Here is a 19,373-nt window from a genome sequence, read left to right as displayed (position 1 = left end):
TGAAAAGAGTGGTAGAAGTGGTTCGTGGGTGTCCGTACGGTACCGGCCCTGGCCGGCCTCGCAGCGGTGACTGCGGCTGCCGCGCTGGGCACCCTCTCGGCACCGTTCACGACGCCCCAAGCCTCGGCCGCGCCGGACTGCCCTGACATCGAGGTCGTCTTCGCCCGCGGCACCGACGAACCGGCAGGCATCGGCAACGTCGGCAAGGCATTCGTCGACACGCTGCGCCCCATGGTCAAAGGGTCGACGGTGGGCACGTATGCGGTGCAGTACCCCGCATCCTGGGATTTCATGAAGGCCGCCGCCGGAGCCACCGACATGAGCAAGCGGGTCCAGGCCACCGCGGCGCGTTGTCCCAAGACCAAGATCGTGATGGGTGGCTACTCGCAGGGCGCGGCGGTCGTCGACGTGGTGGCCACCTCACCGATCGCCGGCCTGGGCTACACCGCCCCGCTACCTGCCGCCGTCGTCCCGCGCGTCGCCTCCGTCGTCGTCTTCGGGAACCCGTCGGCGCGGCTCGGTCAGCCGCTGACCCGCATGAGCCCGGACTTCGGCGCCAAGACCGCGGATTTGTGCAACACCAACGACCCGATCTGCTCGCTCGGCCGGGATTGGAACGCGCACATCACCTATCCGAAATCGGGCCTGATCAAGCTGGCTGCGCAATGGGTCACGCGTCATGTCCAGCCGGCTCCAGCGCCCGCTGCGCGGCGCTGACGACGGGATAGAGCCGATGGCTTCCCGGCAGACCCTTCAGTTCCACTTCGCGCGGAGCACCTAGTTGAAGGTCGTCGAGATGCTTGACCGTCTCCGCGACCGGCTCGCTGACCAGGATCTCGCCGCCGCCGGCCTGACCGGCGACGCGGGCCGCCATCGCGACGTCGAGCCCGAACAGGTCGTCGCCGCGGCGCACGGACGTGCCCATGTGCACCCCGATCCGCACCCGGATCGCCTGCCACCGCTGCGGATTCTCGGCGAGCGCACACTGCACGTCGGTGGCGAACCGCACCGCGTTCTCCGGATCGGCGAACGCGATCATGAATCCGTCGCCCTGGGTCTTGACGACGTGGCCACCGTGCTTGTCGACGCGGGACTGCACGAGCTTGTTGTGCTTCTCCAACAGCTTCACCCAGGCCCGGTCACCCATCGCGGCATTGCTCTGCGTCGACCCCTCGATGTCGGAGAACACGATGACGACGCGTCCGTCGGCGGTCAGCCGGGCCAGATCCGGACGCTCCACCTGGGCCCAGCCGGCCAGATCCTCGATCGAGTTGCGCACCGTCGCGCCCAGCCCCTTGTTGATCAGCATGTCCGCGGTCTGGAAGACGGTCTTGATCGCCATCGGGGCCACGCCCCGTCGTCGCCTGCGCTTGCGGTCCTCGTCCTCGGCCTGCATCCGCTCGATCTCCCGGCGGGCGTTCGTCAGTTGCCGCCGGCTCACGAGGAACAGCACCAGGAACGTGACGAACGCCGCGAACAGCGCGACGACAACCACCAGCAGGACGGACTCAAGCGTCGTCGGCATCCGCCGATTATCTCCGGCTGTCACATTTCGTCGAGCCGCGGTGTCTTGAGGGGGTAGCCACGGCGCTACGGCGACTACGAGCCGGGGCAGTTCGGGTAACGGCGGCGACCGGGACGATCGTCGGCAGGGGTGAGCTGGCACGCTGGTCATCAATATGACCACTCCCCTGCTCGACGATCCGAACGACCTGTCGGCACTGCAAGCCAAGGGCGACGACGCCGACGCGCTGTTCACCGACTTCGCCGCCTGGGCCGAGGCCAACGGCACCACGCTGTACCCGGCGCAGGAGGAAGCGCTGATCGAACTGGTCAGCGGAGCGAACGTGATCCTCGCGACGCCGACGGGGTCGGGCAAGTCGCTGGTGGCCACCGGGGCGATCTACGCGGCGCTCGCCACGGACCGCGTCAGCTTCTACACCGCCCCGATCAAGGCGCTGGTGAGCGAGAAGTTCTTCGCGCTGTGCGACGTGTTCGGCGCGGCCAACGTCGGCATGCTCACCGGCGACGCGTCGGTCAACGCCGATGCGCCGATCATCGCGTGTACCGCCGAAATCCTGGCGAACCTGGCGCTGCGTGAAGGTGCCGATGCCGACATCGGCCTGGTGGTGATGGACGAGTTCCACTTCTACGGTGACCAGGACCGCGGCTGGGCATGGCAGGTGCCGCTGCTGGAACTGCCCAAGGCGCAGTTCCTACTGATGTCGGCGACGCTGGGCGACGTGACGTTCCTGCGCAAGGATCTGACCCGGCGCACCGGGCGCGAGACGGCCCTGGTCGCGGGCGCCGAAAGGCCGGTCCCACTGTTCTTCTCGTATGCCACCACGCCGATGCACGAGACCATCGCCGACCTGCTGGAGACCAAGCAGGCGCCGATCTACGTCGTGCACTTCACCCAGGCCTCGGCGCTGGAACGGGCGCAGGCGCTGATGAGCGTCAACGTCTGCACAAAGGAGGAGAAGGCGGCGATCGCCGAGATGATCGGCGGCTTCCGGTTTTCGACCAGCTTCGGGACCACGCTGTCGCGCCTGGTGCGGCACGGCATCGGGGTCCACCACGCCGGCATGCTGCCCAAGTACCGGCGGCTGGTTGAACAACTGGCGCAGGCCGGGCTGCTCAAGGTGATCTGCGGCACCGACACCCTCGGGGTGGGCATCAACGTGCCGATCCGCACCGTGGTGTTCTCGGCGCTGTCCAAATACGACGGCACCCGGATGCGGTTGCTCAATGCCCGCGAGTTCCATCAGATCGCCGGCCGGGCCGGGCGGGCCGGCTACGACACCGCGGGCACCGTCGTGGTGCAGGCGCCCGACCACGAGGTGGAGAACCTCAAGCAGTTCGCCAAGGTTGCCGACGATCCGAAGAAACGTCGAAAGCTGGTGCGCCGCAAGGCACCCGAAGGCATGGTGCCGTGGGGCGAGAACACCATGAACCGGTTGATGGACGCCGCGCCGGAGGCCTTGACCAGCAACATGCGGGTGTCGACCGCGATGATCCTCGACGTCGTGGACCGTCCCGGTGACCCGTTCGAGGCGATGCGCCGCCTGCTGACCGACAACCACGAGCCACGCAAGCGCCAGTTGAAACACATCCGCGAGGCCGTCGGCATCGCCCGCTCGCTGCTGCAGGCCGGAGTGATCGAGCACCTCGACACCCCCGAACCCGATGGGCGCCGGTACCGGCTGACCGTCGACCTGCCGGACGATTTCGCGCTCAACCAACCGCTGTCCACCTTCGCGCTGGCCGCGGTCGACGTGCTGGATCCCAAGTCCGAAAGCTATGCGCTGGACGTGGTTTCGGTGATCGAGGCGACCCTGGAGGACCCGCGCCAGATCCTGGCCGCGCAGCTGAACAAGGCGCGCGGCGAGGCCGTGGCTCAGATGAAGGCCGACGGCATCGAGTACGACGAACGCATCGAGCTGCTCGACGAGGTCACCTACCCCAAACCGCTGCAAGAACTGCTCGAGCACACCTACGAGGTGTATCAGCGCAGCAACCCGTGGGCCGCCGACGGGCACCTGTCCCCCAAGTCGGTGGTGCGTGAGATGTGGGAACGGGCAATGACGTTCCGCGAATACATCAGCGTCTACGGGCTGACCCGCTCCGAGGGCGCCGTGCTGCGCTACCTGTCGGATGCGTTCAAGGCGCTGCGCTCCGGTGTGCCCGCCACAGCCCGCACCGAGGAGCTGGCCGACATCGTCGAATGGCTCGGCGAATTGGTACGCCAGGTGGACTCCAGCCTGCTCGACGAATGGGAACAGCTCACCAGCCCCGATCAACCGCACGATGTTCCGGTGGCCATGCCGGCCCGGCCGCGCCCGCTGACAGGCAACGAGCGGGCATTCACCGCGATGGTGCGCAACGCGTTGTTCCGCCGGGTGGAGCTGTTCGCCCGGGCCCGCTGGGACGAGCTCGGCGCGCTGGATGCCGCGTCAGGTTGGACCGCCGATCGGTGGGCCGAAATCGGTGAGGAGTATTTCGACGAACACGCCGAGGTGGGCACGGGAGCGGACGCGCGTGGGCCGGCGTTGCTGATCTTCGACCGGCAGCCGCAGGTGTGGCGAGTTCGACAAATCCTCGATGATCCTGCCGGAGATCACGATTGGGGCTTCGACGTGGAAGTGGACCTCGCCGCCAGCGACGAGGAAGGTGCTGCGGTGCTGCGTATCGTCGACGCCGGGCGGATGGGATGAACAAAGGAACCGTGGAGCACGTGCCAGCTGACGATCACGACGTCGAAGTGCAGTCCGAACAGAGCTATGTCGACGGGCTCTACACCCGCCTGGACGCCGAACGCATCCGGGTGCGCGACCGCTACCGCACCGCGCTGCGCGAGCACGGCGGGTCCGCGGTGGAACGCGACGCCGAGGTGCGGGCGTTGGCCAAGGAGGCCAACCGGCTCGACGTGGCCGACAACGGTCTGTGTTTCGGTCGGCTGGAAACCGTTGACGGGGAACGCCTTTACGTCGGTCGACTAGGGATCTTCGACCGCGACAACGACTTCGAGCCACTGCTGCTGGATTGGCGCGCACCATTGGCCCGGCCGTTCTACACCGCGACCGGCGCCCACCCCGAAAACATGCGCAAGCGCCGCCAGTTCCGCACCCTCGGGCGACGCGTACTCGACTTCACCGACGAGGTGCTGGGCCGCCCCCACGAGGGCGATCACGGCGATGCCGCACTGCTGGCCGCGGTCAACGCCCCACGCGGTGCGGGCATGCGCGACATCGTCGCCACGATCCAGGCCGAGCAGGACGAGATCATCCGCAATGAGCACACCGGGGTGCTGGTGGTCGAGGGCGGCCCGGGTACCGGCAAGACCGTGGTGGCGCTGCACCGGGTGGCCTATCTGCTCTATACGCACCGGGAGCGGATCGAACGCCACGGCGTACTCGTGGTCGGTCCCAACGAGGCATTCCTGACCCACATCGGCCGGGTGCTGCCCTCGCTGGGGGAATCCGATGCCGTGTTCATGACGCCCGGCGACCTGGTGGCCGGCCTGCACGTGACCGCCGAGGACGCACCCGAGGTGGCCGAGATCAAGGGCTCACTGAAAATCCTCGACGTGCTGGCCGCCGCGGTGGCCGACCGCCAGGAGGTCCCCGACGAGCCGATCTACATCGACCTGCCCGATGTCACCGTGCGCATCGACGCCGAAACCGCGCAGTGGGCCATCGAGGAGGCCCGCGAAACCGGGCTGCCGCACAACGAAGCCCGTCCCACCTTCCGCGACATCGTCACCTACGTCCTCACCGAACGCGCGGTGGCACGCATCGGCAAAGGCTGGTTGACCCGCGCGGACAAGGCGGCCTGGGAAGAACTGCGGGCCAGCGTGGTCAGCGAGCTCGACGAGAATGCGGCGTTCGCCGCGGCCCTGGACCGGTTGTGGCCCGTGCTGACCCCACAGACCCTGCTCGCCCCGCTGTACTCGTCGCCCGAACGGTTGTCCGCGGCCGGCGCCGACCCCCGGCTGTTCCGTGCCGACGGCGACGCCTGGACCATCTCGGACGTGCCCCTGCTCGACGAGCTGGTGGACCTGCTGGGCCGGGACAAGGCCGGTGAGGAAGCCGCCGAACGTGAGCGGCGTGAAGAGGCCGCCTACGCCGCCGGGGTGCTCGACCTGATGATCGCCCGTGAAGATCTCATGGACGACGAGGACCACCTGTTGGCCAGCGACCTGATCGATGCCGAGGACCTGGCCGACCGGTTCGCCGAACGCGATACCCGCGAACTCGCCGAACGTGCTGCGGCCGACCGAGACTGGACCTACGGTCATGTGGTGGTCGACGAAGCCCAGGAACTGTCCGAGATGGACTGGCGGGTGCTGATGCGTCGTTGCCCGCGCCGGTCCTTCACGATCGTCGGTGACCTGGCCCAGCGTCGCTCGGCGGCCGGTGCCCGCTCGTGGGGCGACATGCTGGAGCCGTACGTGCCGGGCCGGTGGATCTACCGGACGCTGTCGGTGAACTACCGCACGCCGGCCGAGATCATGTCGGTGGCCGGTGCGCTGCTGGCCGAGTTCGCCCCCGGGGTTACCCCGCCGGAATCGGTGCGGGCCGCCGGCGTGCAGCCGTGGTCGCGAAAGCTGACAACAGCCGAGATACCGGCGGCTGTCGAGGAATTCGTGCGCGACGAGGCCACCCGTGAAGGTACCTGCGTGGTGATCGGGCCGCCCGAGGTGCCCGGAGCGGTGGCCCCGTCGGACACCAAGGGTCTGGAGTTCGACGCGGTGCTCGTGGTGGAACCCGCCCGCATCCTGGCCGACGGAGACCGGGGGGCGGCCGAACTCTACGTCGCGCTGACCCGCGCCACCCAGCGCCTCGGCGTGCTGCACACCGAACCGTTGCCCGCTGCGCTGAACGGACTCGTCGATGCCTGACACCACCTGCGCGATCATCGGCGGCGGGCCCGCGGGGATGATGCTGGGGCTCATCCTGGCCCGGTGCGGGGTCACGGTCACGGTGCTGGAGAAACACGCCGACTTCCTGCGCGACTTCCGCGGCGACACAGTGCATCCGAGCACCATGCGGATGCTCGACGAGCTGGGGCTGTTCGACGAGTTCAGCAAGATCGGCTACAGCAAGGTGGAGAAGGCCGAATTTGCGGTCGGCGGCCGGGCGCCGGTGACCCTCATCGACTTCCGACGGTTACGCCAACCCCACCCCTACGTGGCGATGGTGCCGCAGTGGGACTTTCTGGATCTGTTGGCCGACGCCGGTCGGGAGGAACCCAACTTCACCCTGCGCATGCAGACCGAGATGACCGGCCTGCTGCGGGACGGCGAGCGGATCACCGGTGTGCGCTACACCGGCCCCGACGGCGACGGTGAGTTGACCGCCGACCTCACCGTGGCCTGCGACGGACGTTGGTCGCTGGCCAGGCGCGAGGCCGGATTGACGCCCCGGGACTATCCGGTGCCCTTCGACGTGTGGTGGTTCCGGGTGCCACGCACCGAGGACGGTCAGTACTCGCTGATCCCGCGCACCGCTCCCGGGCGGGCGCTGATCATGATTCCTCGCACCGGGTATTTCCAAGTGGCATACCTGATCCCGAAAGGCAGCGACGCCGAACTGCGGTCCCGGGGCCTCGACGCGTTCCGGGCCGAGTTGGCCCAACTGATCCCCGAAGCCGACCCGCACGCCGTCTCGTCCTTCGACGACGTCAAGCACCTCGACGTCCGACTCAACCGCCTGTCGCGGTGGCATCGCGACGGCCTACTGTGCATCGGCGATGCCGCCCATGCCATGTCGCCGGTCGGCGGCGTCGGCATCAACGTCGCCATCCAGGATGCCGCCGCGGCCGCGCGCCTGCTGTACGAGCCGCTGCGCGAACACCGGGTCACCGAGTCGGACCTGGCGGCCGTGCAGCGGCAACGTCTGCTTCCGACCGTCATCACCCAAGGGTTCCAACGCATCCTGCATCGTCAGGTGTTGCAGCCGGTGATGGCCGGTGGCGAGATCGTCCCGCCCGGGCTGTTCCTGACGATCGTGCGCCGGTTCCCCCAACTCACGACGATCCCGGCCTACCTGGTGGGCACCGGGGTGCGTCCAGAGCACGTCGCCGGACCGGCCCGACGGTAGGTACCGGCGTGGGTGGCAAACAGAATCCGGAGCAACGCCGACGCGAATTATGCGACGCGGCAATCACTCTGCTCGCCCGTGAGGGGATCAAAGGCGTCACACATCTGAAGGTGGACCGCAAGACCGGGATGCCAGACGGAACCACGTCGTTCTACTTCCGGACCAGTGCGGCGCTGGTGCGTGCGGTGGCCAACCGAATCGCCGACCTCGATCTGGCCGACCTCACCGCGGCAACCCGAACACGGCGCCACGGCGAGTCGCCGGCGGCCGGCCTGGCCCGGTTGGTCGTCCAATCCGGCGTCGGGCAGCGTCTGGTCCGCAGCAAGGCCCGTTACGAACTGGTCATGCCGGCCAGCCGTGACGCCGCCTTGGCCGAGGCCTTCAGCCACAACCAACGGCGGTTCTTCGAGCTGCACCGTGACGTGGTGGCCGCTCTCTGCCCGGCCGACACCGATCCACACCTCGTCGACGAAAAAGCTTATGCGCTGCTGACTTTCATCAGCGGGCTGATGCTGGCCCTGGCCCGAGGAGACCGGACCATCAACTCCGCCGAACAACTGCAGGCCATCATCACCTCGATCGTCGCGTCAGTGCCTGCCGCGTCACATCGCGAAGGAGTAGCCGCCGTTGACCGGTAGCGTCTGCCCGGTGATCCACGAGCCATGGTCGCTGGCCAGCAGCACCGCCAGATAGGCGACATCTTCGGGCAGACCGGGCCTGCGGATCGGGTAGCGCGACAGGATGGCCTTCGCCTGAGGAGAATCGGCCATCTCGGCCCACAGCGGTTCGGTCAGCGGGGTACGCATGGTGCCCAGGGCAATGTTGTTGGCGGTGATGCCGTAGCGCCCGTTCTCCAGGGCGATCGAGCGGGTCAGACCGGCGGCGCCGGCCTTAGCCGCCGCATATACCGCGCCGCTGGCATCCCCGGTCCGTCCGGCGTCGGAGACGATCGTCACCACCCGGCCCCACTGGCGCTCGACCATCCCCGGCAGCACCGCACGCGTGCAGTGCAGCACGCCATAGAGATTCACCCGCAGGAACGGATCCCAGTCGCTCGGAGCGCTTTCGGCGAACGGCATCCGCGCGGCGAAGCCCTCGGCCCCGGCGTTACCCGCGTTGTTGACCAGGATGTCGACCGGCCCGGCCCCGGTAATTGCCTGCGTAGCGGCCTCATAGTCGGTGACGTCGAACGGCACGGCGACCGCTTCACCGCCGGCGGCCCGCAACTCGGCGGCAACCTCCTCGGCGCGGTCCCCGCGCAGGTCGTTGATCAGCACCGTGGCGCCGGCGGCACCGAATGCCTCGGCCAACCCGCGGCCGACTCCCTGGCCGGCCCCGGTGATCAGCACCCGGCGAGGTGAGAGATCGAATTGCAGCGTCATCGTCGGCCAGGTCTCCTGTATTTCGGTGGGTTTGAGACAACGTACCGCACCATTTCTCTATATATGTAGAGTCTGGCACGGCTGACCCGCACAGCATCGAACGGAGCCCGAGTGAAATTCATCTTCAACTTGCCCCACATGCTGCGACTCAAGGCGATGATGCAGCCGTGGGAGGCCGACGTCACCGGCGCCGACCAGACCCGCATGGCCAAACGGGCCGACGAACTGGGCTACGACATGATCGCCGTGCCCGAACATTTCGTGATCCCGCGCGACCACGTCGAACTGTCCGGACCCCACTATCTGCAATCCACCGTCGCTCAGGCGTACCTCGCCGGAGCTACCACCTCCATCCGGCTCAACTCGTGCATCACGGTCCTGCCCTTGCAGCACCCGATCGTCCTGGCCAAGGCGTTGGCGACGGCCGACTGGATGAGCAGTGGCCGAATGATGGTCACCTTCGGAGTCGGTTGGCTGCAACGGGAATTCGAGTTACTGGGCGTGCCCTTCCAGGAGCGCGGCCGCATGGCCGACGAGTACCTGGCCGCGATCGTCGAGCTGTGGACCAGTGACAATCCCCGGTTTGAGGGCCGCTACGTGTCGTTCGACGACATCGCCTTCGAACCCAAACCGATTCAGAAGCCGCACCTTCCGGTGTGGATCGGCGGTGACGCCGACGCTGCCCTGAAACGGGCGGCCAAGTACGCCAGTGGATGGTGGTCTTTCCTCACCCCGCCCGAGCAGCTGGCCGAGCGCGTCGAATTCATCAAGTCGGCACCGGGTTACGACGGCCGGCCCTTCGACGTCGTGCACGGTATGGCGACCCGGCGCGTCGGTGAAGGCCATACCGTCCGTGAGGATCCCGATGCCCGGTCCGGGATGAGTGCCCAGGAGCTCGTCGACCGGTTGTGCTGGCTCGCCGAGCAGGGCGTCACCGTCAGCGCGGTGCCGCTGCCGGCAGTCCGCGGTGTCGACGAGTACCTCGACTATGCCCAATGGGTGATCGAGGAGATCAAACCCAAAGTGCCCTAGCCGCCCCCTACCCTGAGAAGGTTCACCACGAGGAGGAAATCCGATGAGCGATCACGACGTCCGCATGATCATCCTGTCGACCGACGACCTCGACGAATCCATCCGGTTCTACAGCGAAACCCTGGGCATGCCACTGAAGTTCCGCGACGGTGCCCACTTCGCCGCGCTCGACGGCGGATCTCTGACCCTGGCGCTGGCCACCTCCGTCGACCATCCGATCCCGGGCCAGGTCGTCGTCGGGATCAAGACCGCCGACGTGGACGGTGCGGCCAAGGCCATCGAGGCCAGCGGCGGCGGAATCATCAAGCATCCCTACGACGATGCCCATGAACGTCGCGCGGTGGTCTACGACAACAAGGGCAACGGCCTGGTGTTCTACAGCCCGCTGGCTCGCTAACCGGCGGGCGCCGCCTCGAGCAGAGTTTCGGCCAACCGGGCCGCAGCCGGGGTCATCCGCTCGGCCGGCGGTGCGGCCAGGTAGACCTGCCACGTCGCCGGGTCACGCAGGGCGACTGTCCGTAGATCGCCGAACCGCCGTGCCTCCGAGGCCGGCATGAACGCCGTGCCCAGGCCATTGCCGACGAGTTCGGCGATCACGGCGAACCCGGCCGGCACCTCGTACTGCGTTTTGGGGGCCACCCCGGCCCGGTGAAAAGCGTCGTCCATCAGACCCCGCAGACCGAACTCGGGTGGGAACCCGACGAGATCCTCGTCGGCCAGATCCGCCAGATCGAGACGACGTCGCCGAGAGAGCGGATGATCGTCGCGGCAGACGAACACCATCTTCTCCTCGAACAACAACGTCATGTCGAGCCCGGCGGGAAAACGGTTCGGCAGTGACACCAGCGCCAGATCCAGCGAGCCTTCCAGCAGCGCCGACAGGTAGGCCGACGCGCCGGACTGGCTCAGCCGCAAGCGCAACCGCACGAACGGGTGGGCACGGTGAAAGTCACCGAGCGCGCGGGCGACATCGACCGGCCCGTAGGAGATCAGCGACCCGAATTCGACGGTGCCCATGAGAGCTCCGCGAAAATTGCCGGTGGATTCGGTCGCGGCGCGGGCCGCGTGCAACACCTCGTGGGCGTGCGGCCGGAAGGCCTCACCTGCCGCGGTGAGGCTGATCCGTTGCCGCGACCTGTCGAACAACGCCACCCCGAGCTCACGCTCCAGCTTCGCGATCGACGACGACAATGCCGACTGCACCACGTGTGCCCGCTCGGCGCCACGGGTGAAACTCATCTCACCGGCCACCGCGATGAAGTGTTCAAGCTGACGTAACTCCATGGCTAGAACCTATCGATTTGGTGGATGAGACTCATCGGATCCAATCGTTGGACTTGATGTGTACCCGCAGCGTGAAATGGACCGATGGTGACAGCGTTGAGTAGAAGGCATTTCGGCTTCCTGACGGCAGCCGCCGCTGGGGCGGCGACACTGGCGGCCTGTGGCGGCGCCCCGACACCGACGTCGCCGTCCGGACCACCCGCCAAGCCGTCGCACACCATGAACCCCGTCAAGCAGATCGATGCCGGCGAACTCGATGTCGGCTACACCGACGCCGGCCCTGCCGACGGACAACCGGTGATCCTGTTGCACGGCTGGCCCTACGACATCCACAGTTATGCCGACGTCTCGGCACTGCTGGCCGCCCGGGGCTTCCGGGTGATCGTCCCCTATCTGCGCGGGTTCGGCTCGACCCGGTTCCGTTCGGCCGACACCGTGCGAAACGGTCAGCAGGCGGCACAGGCGCACGACGTGATTGCGCTGATGGATGCCCTCGACATCGGCCAGGCCGTGCTCGGCGGATACGACTGGGGCGGGCGCACCGCCAACAACGTCGCCGCACTGTGGCCACAGCGGTGCGCCGGTCTGGTCGCGGTCAGCGGCTACATCACCGTCAACCTCGCCGCCAACCTCCAGCCGCTGCTGCCGCAGGCCGAGTTGGGTTGGTGGTACCAGTACTACTTCGCCACCCCGCGCGGCGAACTCGGCTACCGGCAGAACACGGCAGAGTTCAACCGGCTGATCTGGCAGAAGGCCTCGCCGCTATGGCATTTCGACGACGCTACCTACAACCTGTCGGCAGCGGCCTTCGACAACCCCGATCACGTCGACATCGTGGTGCACAACTACCGGTGGCGGCTGAGCCTGGCTCCCGGTGAGGCCCGCTTCGACGCTGACGAGACGCGGCTGGCCGCCAAACCACCCGTCACCGTGCCCACGATCACGATCGGGTCGGACTTCGACGGCGCCGCCAAGGATGGTGCCGGCTATCGCGCGCTGTACACCGGCCCCTACGAACACCGCATCTTCGACGGCATCGGGCACAACGTGCCACAGGAGGCGCCAGAGCAGTTCGCCGCCGCCATCGCCGACGTCAGCCGGATGGGCGGGCGCTGATCTCCGGGCACGTGCTTCTGCGGCACTGTGACGACTGTGTAGGTTCTCGGGCCCCCCCGCTATCCTCACGCCGAAAACCTACACAGCCGTCATAACAGCTCAGGTGGTGTACATCGACAGGTGGACGTACACCTTATCGGTCGCCCGCTCGTCGACGATGACCTCGCGGGTCACCGACTGACCCTCTTTGTTGGTGACTCGGTCCTGGGCATATAGCGGATTCGGCGCCTCGGAGAGCTCCGGCCCTCCGATCACCCGCATCCTTCGTGGGATCTTCGAGGCCTGCGGCCGGTGGCCGAATTGGGATAGAAATCTCGGTAATTCCGCAGTGCTGGTGCGGAATGCCAAGCGGTAGCGTGTGTCACGACTCGCATCGGTGTCAACGGCCAACACCTCGGCCGTCGGTGGGAGATTCACGTCGCCGAATTCTGTGGCGGTCTCAGCGGAGGCCTGCATACCTAGTCCTCTGTCCTTGGTAGCGTCGTGCGACGTTGAACACGCCGCCAACAACACGGCACCCAGCAGCCACACAACCAGCGCAATGCGTTTCTTGCCGATCATCTGGGGACCCCGTCATAGGCCGATACCGAGGAAGCCCCGGCAATTGAATGAATCACGGGTACGGACGCCCGGTCAATTCCCGGATCGTGCGGATCTCCCCTTCCCGGTACGGCCGGCCGTCGCCGTGGAACAGGTCGTGAAACCAGACGCGCGGCGGCGTCCGGTACGGGCGGTCCCACGAATCCCACGGCAGGTACGTCTGGGTCTTACCGGCCACCAGACCCCAGGTGTAGGCGCCGACGTTGTGCCGTTTGGCGATCGGCAGCACACCCTCGATCGTGCTGCCCTCACCTCGAGCCAGGTACTCGGTGCACATGATCGGACGCCCCAGCGGCGCGAGCTCGCCGATCCGGGCCTCGAATCCGGCCGGATGGTCGTAGCTGTGGAACGTCAGCACATCCGACAGGTCGAGCTGCAGCGTCGCCATCCGGCTGCGCTTGGCCGGGTCGGCCCACGGTCCGTCCCACACCCCGCTGGTCAACGGCTGGATCGGATCGACCAGGCGGGCCCAGCCGAACACCTGGGGCAGTAACCCCTCGACCAGCGCGATCTTGTCCTGCCGCTCCACCTCGTGATAGTTGGCCGCCGGGTTGTCCGGCTCGTTCCACAGGTCCCAGCCCAGCACCCGGTCATCGCGCCGGAACTGGCTGATCACGCCGATGACGTAGTCGCGCAGGACACGCCGATAGCGGCGATTGTCCAGGTTCTGCGCACCGGGGCTCTGCACCCACACCGAGTTGTGGATGCCCGGGCGGGGCCGACGCTGGCGCCCCAGCCGGGGAAACGGGTCCCAACAGGAGTCGAACAGCACGAACAGCGGCTTGATGCCATGGCTGGATGCCAGCGCGACGAACTGGGACAACCGGTTCTGAAAACCGACGTGGTCCTGCGCCCACAGCTGGTCGTGCAGGAAGACCCGCACGGTGTTGAGTCCGGCCAGTCTTGCAATACGCAACTCGTTGTCGATGCGCTGGGGGTCATAGGTCGCCCGCTGGAACATCTCCAGTTGATTCACAGCATTGGACGGGATGAAATTGGCACCGACCAGCCAGCCCTGCTCCCGGTACCACCGGTGCGCCCGCTCCGGCGACCACCGCCCGGCCCGCGCGTCGGCCTGCGGCACCCGGCTCAACGCCGCTGCTGCGGTCATGAGCAGCGAGACTTTGAAGGCGCTCCGCCGGGCCATCCGGCCCCCGAGAGGTTGTCTGGCGTGCTGGCTGTAATGCCCAATCAAGCTGTGTTCCTTGTATTTTCGTTGCGTCAACGGTCAGGTTCGCGTTTCTGCGGCGTCAGTCTGCCCACCACTCGAGGTGTACCCGAGCCCGGCTCGGACTGCACCCCGGGGCGGGCTGGTTTGGGGTAGGCCACTTCGGGTACCTGTTCGCGGTGGGTGATCGTATTGCAGATCCGTGGGGCGTCAGAACGCCCTACGGCAAAGGGGAGCCGTGGCCACACCGGGTGGACACCTTCCTCGGCGGCGGATTGTCCCCGGATCAGGTGGACCGGTGGGTGCAATCCGCGGCGGTACTGCATTCCAACGGCGACGGCGTCGACATCGCGGTCAAAGACGGTCGCATCGTCGGGGTTCGCGGCCGCGGGGTGGACCGGGTCAACCACGGCCGAGTGGATCCCAAGGACTTGTTCGGCTGGCAGGCCAACAGCTCACCCGACCGGTTGACCACCCCGCTGATCCGCCGTGACGGCAAGCTGGTCGAGACCGATTGGGACACCGCGATGAGCCGGATCGTCGACCAGAGCAAGACGCTGCTGGCCGAGCGCGGTCCGAGCTCGATCGGCTTCTACACCTCCGGCCAGCTGTTCATCGAGGAATACTACACGCAGGGCGTCATCGCGCACGGGGCGATCGGCACCAACCACGTCGACGGGAACACCCGGTTGTGCACCGCCACCGCCGGTGAGGCACTCAAGGAATCCTTCGGCTGCGATGGGCAGCCCGGGTCCTACACCGACGTCGACCACTGCGACGCGATCGCCCTGTACGGCCACAACGTGGCCGAGACCCAGACCGTGCTGTGGATGCGGATACTCGACCGGCTGGCCGGCTCCGACCCGCCGGCGATCGTGTGCGTCGACCCCCGGCCCACGCTGGTGGCTCAGCACGCCACCGTGCACCTGGCTCCGCTGCCGGGCACCAACGTCGCGTTGATGAACGGACTGCTGCACGAGATCCTCGCCCACGACTGGGTGGACCACGATTACATCGATGCCCACACGGTGGGCTTCCATGAGCTCGCCAAGCGGGTCGCGGAGTTCCCACCGAAACGGGTGGCCGAAATCTGCCGGATCGAACCGGCCCGGTTGCAGGCCGCCGCGGAGATCCTCGGCACCGCGCCCCGGCTGTTGTCCACTGTGCTGCAGGGCTTCTACCAATCCCACCAGGCCACCGCGGCGGCCGTGCAGGTCAACAACGTGCACCTGGTGCGCGGTCTGCTCGGCAAACCCGGATGCGGGATCCTTCAGATGAACGGCCAGCCCACCGCCGAGAACACCCGGGAATGCGGCGCCGACGGCGACCTCGCGGGATTTCGCAACTGGTCCAACGACTCCCACATCGAAGAACTGGCGAAACTGTGGAACCTGGACCAAATGCAGATCCCTCACTACGCCCCGCCGACCCACTGCATGCAGATGCTGCGCTTCGCCGAAGAGGGCACGCTGCGCATGCTGTGGGTCACCGCGACCAACCCGGCGGTATCGCTACCGGAGCTGGCCCGGATCCGCAACATTCTTTCCCAGGAACGGCTCTTCCTGGTGGTCGAGGACATCTTCCTGACCGAGACCGCCGCGCTGGCCGACGTGGTCCTGCCCGCAGCGGCGTGGGCCGAGAAGACCGGGACATTCACGAATGCCGATCGGACCGTGCATCTTTCGGAGAAGGCGATCGATCCACCCGGGCAGGCCCGCGCCGACCTCGACATCTTTCTCGACTACGCCCGCCGCATGGACTTCCGCGACAAAGACGGCCACCCGCTGCCGCCGTGGACCAATCCCGAAGAAGCCTTCGAAGCCTGGAAGCGGTGCAGTGCGGGCCGGCCGTGTGACTACACCGGCTTGACGTACGACAAGCTGCGCGGCGGCAGCGGCATCCAATGGCCGTGCAACGCAGAGAATCCCGACGGCAGCGAACGCCTCTACGCCGACGGGCAGTTCTGGGCTCACCCCGACTATTGCGAGGCCTACGGCAAGGACCTGATCACCGGCGCACCTCTGGAGCCGACCGAGTACCGCGCGATGAACCCGTACGGGCGGGCCATCATCAAAGCCGCCGAGTATGTACCGCCGCACGAACCGCCGTCGCAGGACTACCCTTTCGTGCTGATCACCGGCCGCACTGTCTTTCAGTTCCACACTCGCACCAAAACCGGTCGCACACCGCAACTGGACGCCGCCGCACCTCAGGTATGGGTCGAGATCTCGGAAGCCGATGCCCGCCAGGCCGGGATCGACGAAGGAGATTTCGTCGAGGTCCGCACCCCGCGGGGTTGCGTCGTCGCCGCGGCGCGTATCACCGGTCTCCGGCCCGGGGTGGTCTTCCTGCCGTTCCACTACGGGTATTGGGACACTTCAGATCTCACCTCCGGCGTGCGGCACCGGGCCGCCAACGAGCTCACCCTCACCGATTGGGACCCGGTGTCCAAACAGCCGATCTTCAAGACCGCCGCGGCCCATGTGCGCCGCGTCGGCAGTGGCCACGGGCCCGCACCGGCGCCGACCAACACCGCGTCGGCTCCCGTGGCCGCGGCGGTGCCCGCGACCACCGGCGGCGCTGCGGCGCAGGTGACCGAGGAGACGGAGGGCCCATGAGCAAGATCGCGCTGGCGCTGGCCGAACTTCACCGCAGTGAAGGCGCACTGGCCCGCGAGCTCAGGCGCGTCGCCGCCCGCCACCACAGCGATCAGGACATCTCCCACCTCGCCGACGACCTCGCCCGGTGGTCCGAGGAGCACGTGCAGCTGCTCGCCGAGCATGGCCGACACTACCGGCTGCATCTGTCCCGCCGTACCCGTCGGCTGCGCGTCAGTCGCTGGATCCAGGAACAGCTCAGCGCAGCGATGCGCCGCCGTCCCGAACCTGCCCTACTGCTGCTGGCCGACCTGCGCCGGGTCCATCGCGACGCGGCCGGCGTGTCTCTGGACTGGGAGTTGCTTTCCCAAGGCGCCCAGGCCACCAAAGATCACGAGCTGCTCACCCTCACCGAACGCTGCCATCCGCAGACGCTTCGTCAGATGCGTTGGGCCAACGCCATGCTCAAAGAGCTGTCACCGCAGGCTTTGAGCAGCTAGAAGGCGCGTGACGGTCCCACGCCCGGGGCGTCAGCCGTCGACCCGCCACCACTTTCACCGCAACCACAGCCATGGCGAGCAAACCGCGTATTCCCTTGAGCGAGGCCGCAATCGACCACACCGTGGTGATCGCCGGCGCGGGCAGGGGTCGTCCCTCGATACGGTCGGTGAGCCACCCCAACGCGGTCGGCGCCGACAGCGGCATCAAGGTGATGTGCTCGCTGAGCCGGTGCCGCACATACTGCACGTGCGCTCCGGCATCCACATAGCGCTGCACCTGCCCGTCGACATCGGCGACGTCGACGAACTGGTCGTTGACCGGTTGCACCACCAGCAGTGGACAGTTCGGGACGTGCATCCCCAGCCGCAGGTCATCGATGACGGCGACCACGTCGGGCAGCGCAAGCAGGTCGGCCAGCGGGATGTCGATGTAATCGTCGAGGTCGTCGTAGCGGAACCGGCCGATGGCCGCGACGGTGCCGAGCGTCTCGATCTCGTCGAGACGACGCAACCCGGCCGGTGTCACGTGCCGCTCGATCAGCCGGTTCAGGTTCGGGTAGATGTGGCGGATCGCCGCGATGACCATGACGGGCAACCCGGCCAGGCGGGTCCCGTTGAGCTTGAGCAGCGTCTCGCCCGGATCACCGACCGGAGCACCCAGCACCGCGCCGACGATGTCGAGTTCCGGCGCGTAGCTCTCGGCCATCTCGACCGCCCAGGCGCTGGCCATGCCGCCGCCGGAGTAACCCCACACCACGACCGGCGCATCGGGGCGCAACGCCAGCGGCTGGAATGACATCGCCGCGCGGATCCCGTCGAGCACCCGATAACCCGGTTCCCGCGGAGCGCCGAAATGCCCGCGGTGGCCCTCATGGTCGGCGATCGATACCGCCCAGCCGCGGCGCAACGCATTGGCGATCACCAGGAGTTCCAGTTGCGGCACGCAGCCGGGTGATCGGGCACCGCGCTGCAGGGCGTACGACGGGAAATACCGGTCGACGACGGCGTCGATCGCACACTGGTATGCCAGGATCGGCCGCGGGGCAAAGGGATCGGCGGTGGCGGGCAACAGCACGGTGGTCACCGCGGCGTCGGGCTGCCGATTCAAATCACTACTGCGGTACAACAATTGCCACGCCGACACCTTCTGCAGCACCAGGCCGAACAGGGCCAGTTCCACTTCGCGGGCGCGCAGCACCGTGCCCGGGGGCAGGGATTCGAACCCGGCGGGCGGTCGGTGGAACGGATCGGCTCCGGGCAGCAGCGGCCGGCTGCGCATCCTCACCGGAACTGGCCGTTTTCGTAGTCGTCTCGAGACCGCTTGTCGACGCTGGCGACCTGGTTGGGCACCATGCGGGCCAGCAGGAAATCGCGGGCCGCCTGGGGCAGCAGCTCGACGATGGCCGTGAGCGGGCCGATGAAACGCGGCACCGTCACCTCGAAGCGCGGACGCTCGATCACCGAGACGACCACGCGAGCCACGTCGGCGGGCTGCAGCAGCTTGGCCGCGCCGGCCGCCGTGCCGCGGGCCAGTTCGGTGTCGACCACGCCGGGCATGATCACCGACAACTCGACTCCGCTGCCGGCAAGTTCGGCCCGCACGGCCCGCAGGTAGCCGAGGACACCGTGCTTGGTGGCGGCGTAGGTGGCCTCACCGGGCGGGGCCACCTTCGACGCCGCCGAGGCGATCGTGACGATGTGCCCGTTGCCGCGGGCCCGCATCAGGGGCGCGGCCGCCTTCACACCACGGATGACGCCATGCAGGTTCACGTCGAGTTGGCGCCGGGCGGCTTCCTCGGGTTCCGCGTCGAACGGACCGACCCACATCACGCCCGCGTTGTTCACCAACACATCGACGCGGCCCCATTTCGCTTGTACCGCATCGAGAAACGCGGTGAACGCGGCGGTATCGGTGACGTCGAGATCGAATCCCGCCACGTCGCCGGCGATCTCGGCGGCCGCCCGGCGGGCACCGATGCCGTCGCGATCACCGATGGCCACTTTCGCGCCGACCGCCGCCAACTGCTCGGCGATGGCGCGCCCGATTCCGGCGGCTCCGCCGGTGACCGCGACGACACGGTACCGCACCGACC

Annotated in this window: 17 protein-coding genes; 10 read left to right on the top strand and 7 right to left on the bottom strand. The window is 67.5% G+C overall.

The window, feature by feature from the left end; translation table 11 throughout:
- The first annotated feature begins 24 nt into the window (after positions 1-24).
- Positions 25-717 (top strand): cutinase family protein, encoded by a 693-nt coding sequence (locus A5733_RS17810; protein WP_142254057.1) that lies wholly within the window; start codon positions 25-27, stop codon positions 715-717.
- Here A5733_RS17810 and A5733_RS17805 read toward each other — a convergent pair.
- Positions 671-1,525 (bottom strand): adenylate/guanylate cyclase domain-containing protein, encoded by an 855-nt coding sequence (locus tag A5733_RS17805; RefSeq protein ID WP_198938850.1) that lies wholly within the window; start codon positions 1,523-1,525, stop codon positions 671-673. The two genes, A5733_RS17810 and A5733_RS17805, sit on opposite strands and share 47 nt — an antisense overlap.
- A 154-nt stretch (positions 1,526-1,679) precedes the next feature.
- Here A5733_RS17805 and A5733_RS17800 point away from each other — a divergent pair, with 154 nt between their 5' ends.
- From A5733_RS17800 to A5733_RS17785, 4 genes are read left to right on the top strand one after another with little or no spacing between them, the layout of a single operon-like run.
- A complete protein-coding gene (locus A5733_RS17800) occupies positions 1,680-4,214 on the top strand; it encodes an RNA helicase (RefSeq protein ID WP_076241070.1) in 2,535 nt (844 codons plus the stop codon).
- A gap of 20 nt (positions 4,215-4,234) precedes the next feature.
- On the top strand, positions 4,235-6,400 hold the full coding sequence (gene helR / locus A5733_RS17795; RefSeq protein ID WP_142254056.1) for an RNA polymerase recycling motor ATPase HelR: 2,166 nt from the start codon (positions 4,235-4,237) through the stop codon (positions 6,398-6,400).
- Positions 6,393-7,601, top strand: a complete 1,209-nt coding sequence (locus tag A5733_RS17790) for an FAD-dependent oxidoreductase (RefSeq protein ID WP_076241068.1) — start codon at positions 6,393-6,395, stop codon at positions 7,599-7,601. The genes helR and A5733_RS17790 overlap by 8 nt, the downstream gene beginning before the upstream one ends.
- Positions 7,602-7,609: 8 nt before the next feature.
- On the top strand, positions 7,610-8,239 hold the full coding sequence (locus A5733_RS17785; protein ID WP_076241067.1) for a TetR/AcrR family transcriptional regulator: 630 nt from the start codon (positions 7,610-7,612) through the stop codon (positions 8,237-8,239).
- On the opposite strand, the gene A5733_RS17780 is transcribed toward A5733_RS17785, so the two are convergent.
- Positions 8,204-8,983: an SDR family NAD(P)-dependent oxidoreductase gene (locus tag A5733_RS17780; RefSeq protein ID WP_076241066.1), complete on the bottom strand. Its 780-nt coding sequence runs from the start codon at positions 8,981-8,983 to the stop codon at positions 8,204-8,206. The two genes, A5733_RS17785 and A5733_RS17780, sit on opposite strands and share 36 nt — an antisense overlap.
- Positions 8,984-9,094: 111 nt before the next feature.
- On the opposite strand from A5733_RS17780, the gene A5733_RS17775 reads away from it, so the two are divergent.
- Both A5733_RS17775 and A5733_RS17770 read left to right on the top strand, forming a co-directional pair.
- Positions 9,095-10,015 carry a TIGR03619 family F420-dependent LLM class oxidoreductase gene (locus tag A5733_RS17775; protein ID WP_076241065.1) on the top strand — a complete coding sequence of 307 codons (921 nt, stop codon included), beginning with the start codon at positions 9,095-9,097 and terminating at the stop codon, positions 10,013-10,015.
- Between the two features lie 43 nt (positions 10,016-10,058).
- A complete protein-coding gene (locus tag A5733_RS17770) occupies positions 10,059-10,412 on the top strand; it encodes a VOC family protein (RefSeq protein WP_029109183.1) in 354 nt (117 codons plus the stop codon).
- On the opposite strand, the gene A5733_RS17765 is transcribed toward A5733_RS17770, so the two are convergent.
- Entirely contained in the window at positions 10,409-11,299 is an 891-nt protein-coding gene (locus tag A5733_RS17765; RefSeq protein WP_076241064.1) for a LysR family transcriptional regulator, read from the bottom strand. The genes A5733_RS17770 and A5733_RS17765 overlap by 4 nt on opposite strands.
- 84 nt (positions 11,300-11,383) lie before the next feature.
- Here A5733_RS17765 and A5733_RS17760 point away from each other — a divergent pair, with 84 nt between their 5' ends.
- Positions 11,384-12,415: an alpha/beta fold hydrolase gene (locus A5733_RS17760; protein WP_076241063.1), complete on the top strand. Its 1,032-nt coding sequence runs from the start codon at positions 11,384-11,386 to the stop codon at positions 12,413-12,415.
- Between the two features lie 99 nt (positions 12,416-12,514).
- Here A5733_RS17760 and A5733_RS17755 read toward each other — a convergent pair whose 3' ends face one another.
- Together A5733_RS17755 and A5733_RS17750 are read right to left on the bottom strand one after the other, a co-directional pair.
- Positions 12,515-12,976: a hypothetical protein gene (locus A5733_RS17755; RefSeq protein ID WP_076241062.1), complete on the bottom strand. Its 462-nt coding sequence runs from the start codon at positions 12,974-12,976 to the stop codon at positions 12,515-12,517.
- 52 nt (positions 12,977-13,028) lie between these two features.
- The gene (locus tag A5733_RS17750) at positions 13,029-14,162 is read right to left on the bottom strand and encodes a 1,4-beta-xylanase (protein ID WP_076241061.1); all 1,134 of its coding nucleotides are present in this window, start codon (positions 14,160-14,162) and stop codon (positions 13,029-13,031) included.
- 200 nt (positions 14,163-14,362) lie between these two features.
- Here A5733_RS17750 and A5733_RS17745 point away from each other — a divergent pair, with 200 nt between their 5' ends.
- Both A5733_RS17745 and A5733_RS17740 read left to right on the top strand, forming a co-directional pair.
- Positions 14,363-16,801: a molybdopterin oxidoreductase family protein gene (locus A5733_RS17745; protein ID WP_076241060.1), complete on the top strand. Its 2,439-nt coding sequence runs from the start codon at positions 14,363-14,365 to the stop codon at positions 16,799-16,801.
- Positions 16,798-17,280 carry a hypothetical protein gene (locus A5733_RS17740; protein ID WP_067771942.1) on the top strand — a complete coding sequence of 161 codons (483 nt, stop codon included), beginning with the start codon at positions 16,798-16,800 and terminating at the stop codon, positions 17,278-17,280. The genes A5733_RS17745 and A5733_RS17740 overlap by 4 nt, the downstream gene beginning before the upstream one ends.
- Here A5733_RS17740 and A5733_RS17735 read toward each other — a convergent pair.
- Both A5733_RS17735 and A5733_RS17730 read right to left on the bottom strand, forming a co-directional pair.
- The gene (locus A5733_RS17735; RefSeq protein WP_076241059.1) at positions 17,246-18,559 is read right to left on the bottom strand and encodes a lipase family protein; all 1,314 of its coding nucleotides are present in this window, start codon (positions 18,557-18,559) and stop codon (positions 17,246-17,248) included. The genes A5733_RS17740 and A5733_RS17735 overlap by 35 nt on opposite strands.
- 2 nt (positions 18,560-18,561) lie before the next feature.
- Complete coding sequence (locus tag A5733_RS17730) at positions 18,562-19,368, bottom strand: SDR family oxidoreductase (RefSeq protein ID WP_233152720.1); 807 nt, start codon at positions 19,366-19,368, stop codon at positions 18,562-18,564.
- Positions 19,369-19,373: the final 5 nt, after the last annotated feature.

This window comes from Mycobacterium sp. NS-7484, assembly GCF_001953975.1.
Classification (GTDB): Bacteria; Actinomycetota; Actinomycetes; order Mycobacteriales; family Mycobacteriaceae; genus Mycobacterium.
This window is presented reverse-complemented; position numbering and strand designations above follow the sequence as displayed.

Excerpts from the sequence above, each read along its gene's own strand:
- A5733_RS17780 (WP_076241066.1), bottom strand. The coding sequence starts at position 8,983 with ATGACGCTGCAATTCGATCTCTCACCTCGCCGGGTGCTGATCACCGGG.
- A5733_RS17750 (WP_076241061.1), bottom strand. The coding sequence starts at position 14,162 with ATGGCCCGGCGGAGCGCCTTCAAAGTCTCGCTGCTCATGACCGCAGCA.
- A5733_RS17755 (WP_076241062.1), bottom strand. The coding sequence starts at position 12,976 with ATGATCGGCAAGAAACGCATTGCGCTGGTTGTGTGGCTGCTGGGTGCC.
- A5733_RS17740 (WP_067771942.1), top strand. The coding sequence starts at position 16,798 with ATGAGCAAGATCGCGCTGGCGCTGGCCGAACTTCACCGCAGTGAAGGC.
- A5733_RS17805 (WP_198938850.1), bottom strand. The coding sequence starts at position 1,525 with ATGCCGACGACGCTTGAGTCCGTCCTGCTGGTGGTTGTCGTCGCGCTG.
- A5733_RS17790 (WP_076241068.1), top strand. The coding sequence starts at position 6,393 with ATGCCTGACACCACCTGCGCGATCATCGGCGGCGGGCCCGCGGGGATG.
- A5733_RS17735 (WP_076241059.1), bottom strand. The coding sequence starts at position 18,559 with ATGCGCAGCCGGCCGCTGCTGCCCGGAGCCGATCCGTTCCACCGACCG.
- A5733_RS17800 (WP_076241070.1), top strand. The coding sequence starts at position 1,680 with ATGACCACTCCCCTGCTCGACGATCCGAACGACCTGTCGGCACTGCAA.
- A5733_RS17760 (WP_076241063.1), top strand. The coding sequence starts at position 11,384 with ATGGTGACAGCGTTGAGTAGAAGGCATTTCGGCTTCCTGACGGCAGCC.
- A5733_RS17765 (WP_076241064.1), bottom strand. The coding sequence starts at position 11,299 with ATGGAGTTACGTCAGCTTGAACACTTCATCGCGGTGGCCGGTGAGATG.
- A5733_RS17770 (WP_029109183.1), top strand. The coding sequence starts at position 10,059 with ATGAGCGATCACGACGTCCGCATGATCATCCTGTCGACCGACGACCTC.